This window comes from Streptomyces echinoruber (assembly GCF_014651135.1).
Lineage (GTDB): Bacteria > Actinomycetota > Actinomycetes > Streptomycetales > Streptomycetaceae > Streptomyces > Streptomyces echinoruber.
In genome coordinates this window covers 82410-95331 of the sequence record NZ_BMWH01000001.1, presented here as the reverse complement: position 1 = coordinate 95331, position 12922 = coordinate 82410, and the positions used below count along the sequence as shown (strand labels likewise).

The window sequence follows — 12922 nt, the reverse complement described above, 5'->3', positions numbered from 1 at the left end:
CGGACGCCCGCCGGGCGGGGCCGGCGGGGACGGCGCCGGTGCCGGACCGGGTCGAGGGCGTCGGGGCGTCCCGCCGGGGCGAGCCGGGTGTGACGGAATCGGCCGCGCCGGCGCTGACGGGAAAGGGGGCCGCACACCGCGACCGACCGGCTGCGCCCCGTCGCCCGGGGCGTAATCGGGTCGTACAGATTCGGTGGAGATTACGGGACCGAAACTTACGCCACCGTCGGGATTCTGTCCGAACCTTCCCCATGTGAACGCATTTTTCCGCCCGTCGACCTGCCCGTACGCGAGGGTTGTTCGATTTCGGACCCCCTCCCGCCCCCCTCGCGCGTGGGGTAGCTTTCACGGCCTGTGCGAGGCGTCACAAGAAGCGGGGAGCGAGGATTGCGCGAGTTCACGAGTCCTCCGGTGACGTCGCTCGGACCGCCCGTGGGCGGCCTGGCCGACGTCGTCTTCCGGCACGCCGAGGAGGACCCGCTGCGGGTGGCGCTCGGCCGCAAGGACGAGACGGGCCGGTGGCGCGACGTGACCCGCGCGGAGTTCCGCGACGAGGTGCTCGCCCTGGCCAAGGGCCTGCTCGCCTCGGGCATCCGCTTCGGCGACCGCGTGGCGATCATGTCCCGGACGCGCTACGAGTGGACGCTGTTCGACTTCGCGCTGTGGACGATCGGTGCCCAGGTCGTGCCCGTCTACCCCACCTCCTCGGCCGAGCAGTGCTTCTGGATGCTGTACGACGCGGAGGTGTCGGCCGCGATCGTGGAGCACGAGGACCACGCCATGACGATCGCCACCGTCATCGACCGGCTGCCGCGGCTGCGCCGGCTGTGGCAACTGGACTCCGGCGCCGTGCAGGAGCTGTACGAGGCGGGCGCGCACCTGGACGACGACGTGGTGCACCGGCACCGGGAGGCCGTCACCCCCGACACGGTGGCGACGGTCGTCTACACCTCCGGCACCACCGGCCGCCCCAAGGGCTGCGTGCTCTCGCACGGCAACTTCATGTTCGAGGCGGACACGGTGGTCGCACGCTGGGAGCCGGTGTTCCACTCCAAGAAGGGCGACGAGGCCTCCACGCTGCTGTTCCTGCCGCTGGCGCACGTCTTCGGCCGGATGGTGGAGGTCGCCGCGGTCCGCGGCGGGGTCAGGATCGGCCACCAGCCGCAGCTGAACGCTTCCGTGCTGCTGCCCGACCTGGCCTCGTTCCAGCCGACGTTCATCGTCGCGGTGCCGTACATCTTCGAGAAGGTGTTCAACGCCGCCCGCCGGAAGGCGGAGAAGGAAGGCAAGGCCGGGCCGTTCGAGAAGGCCGTCGAGGTCGCCGTGAAGTACGCCGACGCGGTGGAGGCCAAGGCCTGGGGCATCGGGCCGGGCCCCTCGGCGGGGCTGCGCATGCAGCACCAGTTCTTCGACAAGCTGGTCTACTCCAAGATGCGGGCCGCGCTGGGCGGCCGCATCCGCAACGCCATGTCGGGCGGGTCGGCCATGGACCGCCGCCTCGGTCTGTTCTTCGCCGGCGCCGGCGTGCAGATCTACGAGGGCTACGGCCTGACCGAGTCCACGGCGGCCGCCACCGCCAACCCTCCCGGGCGCACCCGGTACGGCACCGTCGGCCGGCCCGTTCCCGGTGTCACCGTGCACATCGCCGACGACGGCGAGATCTGGCTGCGCGGCGGCAACGTCTTCCAGGGCTACCTCAACAACCAGAAGGCCACCGACCAGGCCCTGCACGACGGCTGGCTGGCCACCGGCGACCTCGGCAGCCTCGACGAGGACGGCTACCTCACCATCACCGGCCGCAAGAAGGAGATCCTGGTCACCTCCGGCGGCAAGAGCGTCTCCCCGGCCCCCCTGGAGGAACGGGTCCGCGAGCACCCGCTGGTCGCCCAGTGCCTCGTCGTCGGCAACGACCGGCCGTACATCGCCGCCCTGGTCACCCTGGACCAGGAGGCGGTCGAGCACTGGCTGGAGATGTGCGGCAAACCGAAGCTGTCCCCGGCCGAACTGGTGCGCGACCCCGATCTGGAGACCGAGGTGCGCCGCGCGGTGGTCGCCGCCAACACGCTCGTCTCCCAGGCCGAGGCCATCCGCACCTTCCGCATCCTGGCCCAGCCGTTCACCGAGGAGCACGGACTGCTCACCCCGTCGCTGAAGCTGAAGCGCAAGGCGATCGAGAACGCCTACGCGCAGGAGGTCGAGGCGTTGTACCGGGTGTGAGACGGGGCACTCGGCCCGTCCGGACCGTACCCGTCAGGAATGTGTCCCGCTCCTTGATCGTTGACGAGGGTGCGGGAAGTCCCCCTGACGTCAACCGAAGGATCGAGAGTCAGTGAGCAGCAAGGTTCCCCCGATCGTCCTGAACAACGGTGTCGAGATGCCCCAGCTGGGCTTCGGCGTGTGGCAGGTGCCCAACGACGAGGCGGAGCGGGCCGTCGCCACCGCTCTGGAGGCCGGGTACCGCAGCATCGACACGGCCGCGATCTACGGCAACGAGGAGGGCACCGGCAAGGCCATCGCCGCCTCCGGCATCCCGCGCGAGGAGATCTTCGTCACCACCAAGCTCTGGAACAGCGACCAGGGGTACGACGAGACGCTGCGCGCGTTCGACACCTCGCTGCGGCGGCTCGGCCTGGAGTACGTCGACCTGTACCTGATCCACTGGCCGCTGCCGTCCCGGGACCGCTACGTCGACACCTACAAGGCGTTCGAGAAGATCCTCGCGGACGGCCGCGCCCGGGCGATCGGCGTCTCCAACTTCCTGCCCGAGCACCTGGAGCGGCTGATCGGCGAGACCTCCGTGATCCCGGCCGTCAACCAGATCGAGCTGCACCCGCAGCTGCAGCAGCACCAGGCCCGCGAGTACCACGCCGAGCAGGGCATCGCCACCGAGGCCTGGTCGCCGCTCGGCCAGGGCCGGGGCCTGCTGGAGGTACCGGCGATCGTCGCCGTCGCGCAGAAGCACGGCCGCACCCCGGCGCAGGTCGTGCTGCGCTGGCACGTGCAGACCGGCAACATCGTCATCCCGAAGTCCGTGACCCCGTCCCGGATCAAGGAGAACATCGAGGTCTTCGACTTCAGCCTGGACGACGAGGACCTCGCGGTCTTCCGCGCCCTGGACGAGGGCCGGCGCCTGGGCCCGGACCCGGCCACGTTCGACATGGTCTGAGCATGATCTGAACATGGCCTGAGCATGGTCTGAGACCCGGCCGACGTTCCCGGCACGGCCCTGGAGGAGCGCCCCGCGCGCCGGTCCCCCGGGGCCGCCGTCTTGCCGGGCCGCCGCCGTTCCGGTCGGGTCGCCGGTCCTGCGGGGCCGCCGACCGCCGGTCCTGCGGGGCCGTCGGCCACCGCTCCCGCGGGGCCGCCGGTTCCGCCGAGCGGCCGCCGCCGTCCGCGGTGTCAGTGCGGCCGCACCGCCCGGTACACCGTGCGGGCCGCCAGGACGAACACGTCCGGCCTGCGGTGGACGCCGCGGGGATCGTCGGGGTCGAGGAGGCGGTCGAGGGTGGCGCGGTCGTCGGGGTCGAGGTCGTCGCCGAACAGGTCCCGCCTGCGGGCCAGGTCGTCGGCGACGTAGGCGCGGGCCCGGTCCGGCAGGGGCGCGGGCAGGTCGAGCAGGAAGGTGCGGGTGCCGGTGTGCCGGAGGCCGGCGGCGGTCAGCAGGGCGGGCCAGTCCTCGACGGCGGCGACGAAGCCGGGCAGCTCCTCGCGCATCCGCGTGAACCGGTCCTCCTCCAGCGCGTCGAGCCGCGCCTGCAGCCCCGGGCGGCCGAGACCGATGTCGCGGGGCAGGAAGCGGGTGGGCAGCCCGCCCTCGAGCAGGGCGAGGGTGCCGCCGGGGGCCAGCCGCGCGCCGAACGCGGCGAGCGCGGCGCGCTGGTCGCCGAGGTGGTGCAGGCTGCGGCTGGCCCACAGCAGGTCCGCCGGGTAGTCCAACTCGTCCAGTACGCCGGGCAGTTCACCGGTCAGTGTGCCGAAGCGGTCGGCGACGCCGAGCCGGGCCGCCCGCCGGCGGGCCCGCTCCAGCAGCGGCTCGGAGCCGTCCACGGCGACGATCCGGGCGCCGGGGAAGGTCTCGGCGAGCAGGCCCGCGACCACGCCGGGCCCGCTGCCCGCGTCGACGATCAGCCCCGGTTCGGTGACCTCCTTGGCCAGCCAGGACAGGGCACGGGTGTACAGCGGCGTGTACAGCTCGGCCTGCGCCTGGAGCAGCGGGGCCAGCGCCGCCCAGTCGATGTCCCCGACGTCCCCGACGTCCTTGACGTCCTTGACGTCCTTGACGTCCCCGGTGCGCTCGTGGTGCTCGTGGTGGTGGTGCGCCATGGTGCTCAGCCTCTCCCTTGCGATGCCGACAGCCTGCGCCGACGCGCCGGGGTGGGCCACCACTGTTGCCGGAACGGCAAAAACACCACGCGAAAACCGGATGCGGCGCCCGGGTGCGTCCCCCACCATGACCGGGTGGACGACGAACGGGTGGAGAGGTTCCTCACCGACGGCTTCGTGAGGATCGAGGGCGCCTTCCCGCCGCGGGTCGCCGCGGACTGCGCGCGGCTGCTGTGGCGGGAGACGGGGTACGACCCGGACGACCCCGGCACCTGGCGAGAGCCCGTGGTCCGGGTGGGCGGCATGGCGCAGGGCCCGTTCGCGGCGGCCGCCAACTCCCCGGTCTGCACCGGGCGTTCGACCTGCTCGTCGGCGAGGGCCGCTGGGAGCCGCGGTACTCGCTCGGCACGTTCCCGCTGCGCTTCCCGCATCCGGAGGAGCCCGGCGACACCGGCTGGCACATCGAGGGCGGTTACCTGCCCGAGGGGGCCGCGCACTACCACACCAACCTGCGCTCCCGAGGCCGCGCCCTGCTGATGCTGTTCCTGTTCAGCGAGGTCACCGAGGCCGACGCCCCGACCCGCATCCGCGTCGGCTCCCACCTGGACGTACCGCCCGTGCCGGCGCCGTACGGCGAGGCGGGCGCGTCCTTCCTCCAGCTCGGCCCGCAGGTCGACGCGGCCTCCGCCCACCGCCCGCTCGCGTACGCCACCGGCCGCCCGGGCGACGTCTACCTGTGCCACCCGTTCCTGGTGCACGCGGTGCAGCCGCACCACGGCACTCGGCCCCGTTTCATCGCGCAGCCGCCGCTGCATCCGGCGGTGCCGCTGCGGCCGGAGCGGGCCGACGGCGGCCGCTCACCGGTGGAGGAGGCGATCCGCCGGGGCCTGGACGCGTAGGTCCCGGCCCCGGCGGTCCTCACCACGTCAGGACAGCGGCGGGTAGGCGTTCTGCATCAGCTGCCGGAACTGGGCGGAGAACCAGTGCCCGGCCAGCGGCGCGTTGGGCAGCGCCCCGGTGGGGTTGTTGCCGTTGCGCGCGTTGCCCCCGTACGTCGGGTCGCACATCCGGTCGAAGCCCTTGCCCTCGTCGTTGTCGATGGCGGAGCTGGCACCGTCCGACTCCCCCGGGGGCTTCACCCACACGTAGGCGTCGATCCCGGCGGCCGGAGCCGCGGTGGGCCGTTCACCGAGACCGGCGCCGCTCTGGTTGCACCAGTTGCCGGCGTGGATGCGCCGGTCGATGCGGCCGCCGTTGACGTAGTCGTCGACCGAGGTCTGCGGGCCGGGGCCGGTGGGCCGGGCGGAGCCGCCCCAGCCGTTGCGGGAGGTGTCGATCAGCATGCCGATGGTGGAGTTGAAACCGGCCGCGACGAGCTTGTTGCGCAGCGCCTGGGCGTAGGACTGCTCGTCCACGTACTGGTTCCAGTCCACCCACTTGGACTGGCGGACGGTCTGTCCGTTGACCGTGTCGGTGATCTTGAAGTTCGGCTCCTTGGTGGCGCTGTAGTTGGCGGTGTTGACGATGAAGCCGGTGACGTCGTTCACGCTCGCGCCGTTGCTGGTCGCGGTCTTGTAGAACTCCTGGACGGACGGGTCGAGGTTGCTGTCCCAGCCCAGCCAGGCGTGGTGGCCGGCGTCGATGTAGTTGTAGACGTTCGGGATGGCGCCCAGCTTGTCGAGGGCGTAGCTGACGCCCTTCTCGTAGTTGCCGTTGGCCTTCATGGTCGCGCAGGCGTCGGTGCTGCCCGCGGTGCCGCCGGCGTTGGTGACCAGGTTGGGCAGCGAGTCCGGCTCGATGACGGTGGCGATCCGCAGGCCCGCGTACTTCGGGTCCGACAGGATCGACGCGATCGGGTCGATGTACTGGGTCTTGTACTTGTCGATCTCGGTCGGGCCGAGCTCGCCGTTGGAGGCGAGGGCCGAGCAGTCACGTCCGGGCAGGTCGTAGATGACCAGCTGGATGACGAGCTCACCGGAGCCCTTCTGCTTCAGCGCCTCGTCGAGGTGGTCCCGCAGGCCCATGCCGCCGTTGACGCCCTGGATGGCGGCGATGCGATCGAGCCAGACGGCGGTGGACTGGTTGGCGACGCGGCTGCCGCCCGGTTCGGCGGCGGCGTGCGCCGACCACTCGGGGTTCACGTAGCCCTTGGCGCCCACGAAGGGGTTGTCGACCTTGCCGGACGGGGTGCCGGGGTCGGTCGGCGTGCCCGGGTCGGTGGGCGTGCCGCCGTCGGCGTTGCAGGTGACGCCGTCGAGGGTGAAGGTGGACGGAACGGCGTTGGTTCCGCTGTAGGTGCCGTTGAAGCCGAAGCTGACCGAGGAGCCGGTCGCCAGCGTGCCGTTGTAGCTCTCGTTGGACGCGGTGACGTTCTGCCCGCTCTGGGTGATCTTCGCGCTCCAGCCGCTGGTGACCTTCTGGTTGCCGGCATACGCCCACTTCAGCGACCAACTCGACTTTGCGGAGCCGTTGTTGGTCACGGTGACCGAGGCGGTGAAGCCGGAGTCCCACTGGTTGAGCACCTTGTAGTCGACGGTGCAGGGGGCGGCGGCCAGGCCGCCGCTCCCGTGCGGCACGGCCGCCAGTGCCGTGCCCGAGGCACCGGCAACCAGGGTCAGGGCGGCGAGCATCGCAAGTCTGGTACGACTCATGAGTGCGGGTTTCCTTGTCGTGTGCGATGGGTGTGGGTGCGAGTGGTGCAGGTCGCGCGAGTGGTGCAGGTCGCACAGGTAGTGCGGGTGGTGCGGATGGTGTGACCGGTCATCCGGCCAGGGCGCGCAGGTGGTCGCGCAGCCCGGTGCCGTAGGCGGTCGGTGTCCCGTCGTAGCTGGAGATCAGGGACGGGCCCGAGGAGCAGTCCCAGGTGTTCCAGGTCCAGCCGAGGTAGGACAGATCGCGGTCGTCGAACCACTTCATGACCCGGTCGACGAAGCCGTGGGAGCAGGTGTTCTCGCCGATCTCCCCGGCCACCAGCGGCACTTGGGCGGCCACCGGGGCGAGCGTGGAGTTCCAGCAGCTCTCACTGGAGCAGGTGTTGAAGTTGTAGACGTGGTAGGCGGCGGCGAGATTGCCCGCCGGGTCGGCCGGCCGGTACGTCAGCCACTGGCCGAGGTCGTTGGAGTACGCCAGTCCGCCCAGCATGATCACGTTCTTGGCGCCGGTGGCGCGCACCGCGTCGACCAGGTCCTGCATGCCGGCGACCTCGTAGCCGATGCCGGGGCAGGTGCCGCCGTCCCGCCAGCACTGCCAGGCCTGGGCGGTGGTGGAGGTGGCGCGGTCCGGGTAGGGCTCGTTGAACAGGTCGAAGACCACCGCCTGGTCGTCCTTGAAGGTGCTCGCCACCGACGACCAGAACGACGGCGTGTACTGGGCGTCCGGCATCGGTTTCTGGCAGGTGGCGTGCACGTCGGAGCAGCCCGCCGAGTTGCCGGTGTACTGGCCGTGGGTCCAGTGCAGTTCGACGATCGGGGTCATGCCGTGCGCCTCGACCCGCTCCACCAGGTCCTTGACGGCGGCGATGTAATGGGCGCCCGCGTACTCCGGTTTGACGTGGGACAGGCCCAGCCAGCACTCCTCGTTGAGGGGGATGCGCACCGCGTCGGCCTTCCAGTCGGCGATCGCCCGGATCGCCGCGTCGTCCACCGGGCCGTCCCAGATGCCGTGGCCCTGGACGCACATGAACTCGCCGCCGGAGCGGTTGACGCCGAGCAGCCGGCGCTGCCTGCCGTCGGCGTCCACGAGCTTGTTGCCCGAGACGTGCAGGGCGGGTGCCGTGCCGCCGGCCGGCGGGGGGTCGGTCGGCGTGGGATCGCTCGGGGTGGGATCGGTCGGCGTGGGCTCGGTGTCGACGTTGCAGGTGGTGCCGTTGAGCTTGAACGTGCCCGGCGCCGGGTTGCCGCCGGACCAGGTGGCGAGGAAGCCGGCGCTGACGCTCGCACCGCTCGCCAGTGTGCCGTTGTAGCTCTCATTGGCGGCGGTCACGGTCGTACCGGACTGGGACCATTCGGCGTTCCAGCCCCGGCTGACCTTCTGGCCGCCGGAGAAGTCGAAAGTGAGTTTCCAACTGCTCACCGCGGCCGCGTTGTTGGTGATCCGCACGGCGCCCTGGAAGCCGTTGTCCCACTGGCTGGTGACGGAGTACTCCACCGAGCACGCGGGGGCGGCGCCGGAGGCCGTGGCCGCCGGGACCGTCACGGCGCCCAGGAGGGCGACCGCGCCGGCGACGGCTGAAAGGACTGAACGCGGGGGGTGTCGCATGAGCGACTCCTTGCAGCTCGGGCACGCCGGGTGCGGCGCGCCGACTGATGGAATCGCTCCCACTGGTGCGAGTGAAGGTAGCGCCGCGCCTCGGCGTTGACCAGAGGGGCCACAGAGTTTCGGCGAGATTTCCGCCCTGTGTGCGGCATCTGACGCATCGAATCGTTTCGACCCTTCAAGCACCTTGACCACCCTCACCCCCGTCCCCACTATGGGAGCGCTCCCACTGGTTCAAGGCTTGTCGCTCCTCCCCCCACCTCTCCCGAGCCGCAAGGAGGAACCAGCTCATGCACCCCCCTGGCAGACGCCGTCCGGCACGGCGGCTGTGGGCCGCCGCGGTGGCGGCCCTGGCCCTGCCCCTGGCGATGGTGTCGACGGGCACGACGGCCGCGCACGCGGCCGCGCTGCAGTGCAGCGTCGACTACAAGACCAACGACTGGGGCTCCGGTTTCACCGCGGACCTGACGCTCACCAACCGCGGCACGGACGCGATCAACGGCTGGACGCTGACGTACAGTTACAGCGGCAACCAGAAGCTGACCAACGGCTGGAACGGCACCTGGTCGCAGTCCGGACAGACGGTCACGGTGAAGAACGCCTCGTACAACGCGACGATCGCCGCCGGAGCGGCCGTCTCCACCGGGGCGCAGTTCACCTACAGCGGCACCAACACCGCGCCCACCAGTTTCGCGGTCAACGGCACCACCTGCGCCGGCGCGCACCAGCCGCCGGTCACCGTGCTGACCAGCCCCACCGCGGGCGCCACCTACACGCAGGGCGACGCGGTGCCGCTGGCGGCCACGGCCGCGGCCGCGGACGACGCGAGCATCACCAAGGTGGAGTTCTACGACGACACCAAGCTGCTGGGCACCGACACCAGCGCGCCGTACACGCTGTCCGTCTCCGACCTGGCCGCGGGCAGCCACTCCCTGCTGGCGAAGGCGTACGACAGCCTGGGCGCCTCGGCGGAGTCCACGCCGGTCGGCATCACCGTCGCCTCGGGACCGGCCGTCGTGGCCTCGCCGACCCAACTGGGCGTCCAGCAGGGCAAGTCCGGCACGTACGAGGTGAAGCTGTCCACCCAGCCGTCCTCCAACGTGACGGTGACGACCACCCGGGCGAGCGGCAACTCGGGCCTGTCGGTGACCGGCGGCGCCACCTTGACGTTCACCCCGTCGAACTGGAACACCGCGCAGAAGGTGACCGTCACGGCCGACTCCTCCGGCACCGGCGCGGCCACCTTCGAGTCGACGGCGCCCGGCCACGCCAAGGCGTCGGTCACGGTGACGGAACTGGCCGCCTCCAAGGCGTACGACGCCCGCTTCCTGGACCTCTACGGGAAGATCACCAACCCGGCGAACGGCTACTTCTCACCCGAGGGCATCCCGTACCACTCGGTGGAGACGCTGATCGTCGAGGCACCGGACCACGGCCACGAGACGACGTCGGAAGCCTACAGCTACCTGCTGTGGCTGCAGGCGATGTACGGCAAGGTCACCGGTGACTGGTCGAAGTTCAACGGCGCGTGGGACCTGATGGAGAAGTACATGATCCCCACCCACGCCGACCAGCCCACCAACTCCTTCTACAACGCCTCCAAACCGGCCACCTACGCGCCCGAGCTGGACACCCCGAACGAGTACCCGGCCAAGCTCGACACCGGCGTCCCGGTCGGCTCCGACCCGATCGCGGGCGAGCTGAAGAGCGCGTACGGCACGGACGACGTCTACGGCATGCACTGGATCCAGGACGTCGACAACGTCTACGGCTACGGCAACGAGCCCGGCAAATGCGAGGCCGGTCCGACGGCCACCGGCCCGTCGTACATCAACACCTTCCAGCGCGGCCCGCAGGAGTCGGTGTGGGAGACCGTCCCGCAGCCGACCTGCGACGCCTTCAAGTACGGCGGCACCAACGGCTACCTGGACCTCTTCACCGGCGACTCGTCGTACGCCAAGCAGTGGAAGTTCACCGACGCCCCGGACGCCGACGCGCGTGCGGTGCAGGCCGCCTACTGGGCGGACGTGTGGGCCAAGCAGCAGGGCAAGGGCAGCGCCGTCTCCGCCACCGTCGCCAAGGCGGCGAAGATGGGCGACTACCTGCGCTACGCCATGTACGACAAGTACTTCAAGAAGATCGGCAACTGCACGAGCCCGTCCTCCTGCCCGGCCGGCACCGGCAAGGACGCCTCGCACTACCTGCTGTCCTGGTACTACGCCTGGGGCGGCGCCCTGGACACCTCCGCGGGCTGGGCCTGGCGCATCGGCTCCAGCCACGTCCACGGCGGCTACCAGAACCCGCTGGCCGCGTACGCGCTCAGCTCCTACGCCGCCCTGAAGCCCAAGTCGGCCACGGGCGCCTCCGACTGGGCGAAGTCGCTGCAGCGGCAGCTGGAGTTCTACCAGTGGCTGCAGTCGTCCGAGGGCGGCATCGCGGGCGGCGCGACCAACAGCTGGCAGGGCCGCTACGCCACCCCGCCGTCCGGCACGCCGACCTTCTACGGCATGTACTACGACTGGCAGCCCGTCTACCACGACCCGCCGTCCAACCAGTGGTTCGGCTTCCAGGCGTGGTCGATGGAGCGGGTGGCCGAGTACTACCAGCAGACCGGGAACGCCACGGCGAAGGCGATCCTGGACAAGTGGGTGAAGTGGGCGCTGTCCAAGACCACGATCAACCCGGACGGCACCTACCAGATCCCCTCCACCCTCCAGTGGTCGGGGCAGCCCGACACCTGGAACCCCTCCTCCCCCGGCTCCAACAGCGGGCTGCACGTCACGGTCGCCGACTACACCAACGATGTCGGCGTGGCCGCCGCGTACGCCAAGACACTGACGTACTACGCCGCCAAGTCCGGTGACGCGCAGGCGAAGTCGACGGCGAAGGCGCTGCTGGACGGCATGTGGGACCACTACCAGGACAGCCTGGGCATCGCCGTCCCGGAGACCCGCAGCGACTACAGCCGCTTCGGCGACGCGGTGTACGTGCCCAGCGGCTGGAGCGGCAAGATGCCCAACGGCGACGCGATCAACTCCTCGTCGACGTTCAGCTCGATCCGCTCCTTCTACAAGAACGACCCGGCCTGGTCGAAGATCGAGGCCTACCTCAAGGGCGGTGCCGCGCCCAGCTTCACCTACCACCGGTTCTGGGCCCAGGCGGACATCGCCACCGCCATGGGCTCGTACGCGGAGCTCCTCGAATAAGTCCCCGCTGAACGCTCCGCGTCACCGGTCCCGCCGCAGGGTGGCGGGACCACGGCCGGGCGCCCCCTCCCGCACGGGGGCCGCCCGGCCCTCGCCTTTCCGCCCGCCTTTTCGAGGATGTCCGAAGGTTCTTCGAGAGGCCGCAGAGGTCTTTCCGAGAACTCGGTCGAGAACTCGGTCGAGAACTCGGTAGAGTGCGCGGGTCGCGCCGCCCGGGGAGGTGCGGCGGCGCTCAGCGGAGAGGAGCCGGGCGACGATGCAGGCGTCGGAGCTCCCGCGCGCGGTGGCCGCGGCCCTGTCGACCGCCTCGTCGCTCGGCCTGACGGCCGACGACGCGATCGTTCTTCACGACTCGAACAAGCTCACTCTGCGTCTGCTGCCCTGTGACGTCCTGGCCCGGGTGGCGCCCGTGGCGCGGCAGGTCGCACGGTTCGAGGTCGAGCTCGCCCGGCGGCTCGCCGCATCCGGGTGCCCCGTGGCCGCTCTCGAACCTCGAGCGGAGCCAGGCGTCCATGAGCGCGACGGCTTCGTGGTCACGCTGTGGACCTACTACGCACCCGTGACACCCCGAGAGGTCCCGCCGGCCGACTACGCCGACGCGCTCGAGCGGCTGCACGCCGGCATGCGCGGGCTCGACGTCCCGGCACCGCGGTTCACGGATCGCGTCGGGCAGGCCCGGCACCTCGTGGCGGACCGCGACCGCACTCCGGCGCTCGCCGACGCGGACCGGGAGCTGCTCGGCGACACCTTGCGCGGCCTGGGACGCATGATCGGCGAGCGCAGCGGCGCCGAGCAGCTCCTGCACGGCGAGCCGCACCCGGGCAACGTGCTCGCCACGAAGGACGGGCCGCTGTTCATCGACTTCGAGACGTGCTGCCGGGGGCCCGTCGAGTTCGACCTCGCCCATGCGCCCGAAGAGGTCGGCGCGCACTATCCGGGTGTCGATCAGGACCTGCTGCGCGCGTGCCGGATCCTCGTACTGGCGATGATCACGGCGTGGCGCTGGGACCGGGACGACCAATTCCCCGACGGGCGCCGGCTGGGCATAAAGTGGCTCGGCCGGATCCGAGCGGCGCTCGAACGCAACGGCCCGGATGCCCGGGGCTGATCGCGGACCTTCGGGGTCGTGGCCGTTCGCC

At 71.0% G+C, this 12922-nt stretch carries 7 protein-coding genes and 1 pseudogene; 5 read left to right on the top strand and 3 right to left on the bottom strand.

Annotation, left to right across the window (positions count from 1 at the left end):
• Positions 1-387: 387 nt before the first annotated feature.
• Together IE225_RS00440 and IE225_RS00435 are read left to right on the top strand one after the other, a co-directional pair.
• Positions 388-2217 (top strand): AMP-dependent synthetase/ligase, encoded by a 1830-nt coding sequence (locus IE225_RS00440; protein ID WP_190055226.1) that lies wholly within the window; start codon positions 388-390, stop codon positions 2215-2217.
• A 112-nt stretch (positions 2218-2329) separates the two neighbouring features.
• On the top strand, positions 2330-3166 hold the full coding sequence (locus tag IE225_RS00435) for an aldo/keto reductase (protein ID WP_190055225.1): 837 nt from the start codon (positions 2330-2332) through the stop codon (positions 3164-3166).
• Positions 3167-3399: 233 nt separating this feature from the next.
• Here the strand turns inward: IE225_RS00435 and IE225_RS00430 are convergent, their stop codons facing one another.
• Positions 3400-4323: a class I SAM-dependent methyltransferase gene (locus IE225_RS00430; RefSeq protein ID WP_190055224.1), complete on the bottom strand. Its 924-nt coding sequence runs from the start codon at positions 4321-4323 to the stop codon at positions 3400-3402.
• Positions 4324-4458: 135 nt separating this feature from the next.
• Between IE225_RS00430 and IE225_RS00425 the strand changes: the two are divergent.
• Positions 4459-5222: pseudogene (locus tag IE225_RS00425) on the top strand (phytanoyl-CoA dioxygenase family protein).
• Between the two features lie 27 nt (positions 5223-5249).
• Here the strand turns inward: IE225_RS00425 and IE225_RS00420 are convergent.
• Together IE225_RS00420 and IE225_RS00415 are read right to left on the bottom strand one after the other, a co-directional pair.
• On the bottom strand, positions 5250-6974 hold the full coding sequence (locus IE225_RS00420) for a glycoside hydrolase family 6 protein (protein ID WP_190055223.1): 1725 nt from the start codon (positions 6972-6974) through the stop codon (positions 5250-5252).
• 109 nt (positions 6975-7083) lie between these two features.
• On the bottom strand, positions 7084-8580 hold the full coding sequence (locus tag IE225_RS00415) for a cellulase family glycosylhydrolase (RefSeq protein WP_190055222.1): 1497 nt from the start codon (positions 8578-8580) through the stop codon (positions 7084-7086).
• Between the two features lie 287 nt (positions 8581-8867).
• Here IE225_RS00415 and IE225_RS00410 point away from each other — a divergent pair, with 287 nt between their 5' ends.
• A complete protein-coding gene (locus IE225_RS00410) occupies positions 8868-11783 on the top strand; it encodes a glycoside hydrolase family 48 protein (RefSeq protein ID WP_190055221.1) in 2916 nt (971 codons plus the stop codon).
• 256 nt (positions 11784-12039) lie between these two features.
• Positions 12040-12891, top strand: coding sequence for a phosphotransferase enzyme family protein (locus IE225_RS00405; protein WP_190055220.1), 852 nt, complete (start codon positions 12040-12042; stop codon positions 12889-12891).
• Positions 12892-12922: the final 31 nt, after the last annotated feature.

Coding starts and splice junctions, on each gene's coding strand:
- IE225_RS00430 (WP_190055224.1), bottom strand. CDS start 4,323: ATGGCGCACCACCACCACGAGCACCACGAGCGCACCGGGGACGTCAAG.
- IE225_RS00420 (WP_190055223.1), bottom strand. CDS start 6,974: ATGAGTCGTACCAGACTTGCGATGCTCGCCGCCCTGACCCTGGTTGCC.
- IE225_RS00415 (WP_190055222.1), bottom strand. CDS start 8,580: ATGCGACACCCCCCGCGTTCAGTCCTTTCAGCCGTCGCCGGCGCGGTC.
- IE225_RS00410 (WP_190055221.1), top strand. CDS start 8,868: ATGCACCCCCCTGGCAGACGCCGTCCGGCACGGCGGCTGTGGGCCGCC.
- IE225_RS00405 (WP_190055220.1), top strand. CDS start 12,040: ATGCAGGCGTCGGAGCTCCCGCGCGCGGTGGCCGCGGCCCTGTCGACC.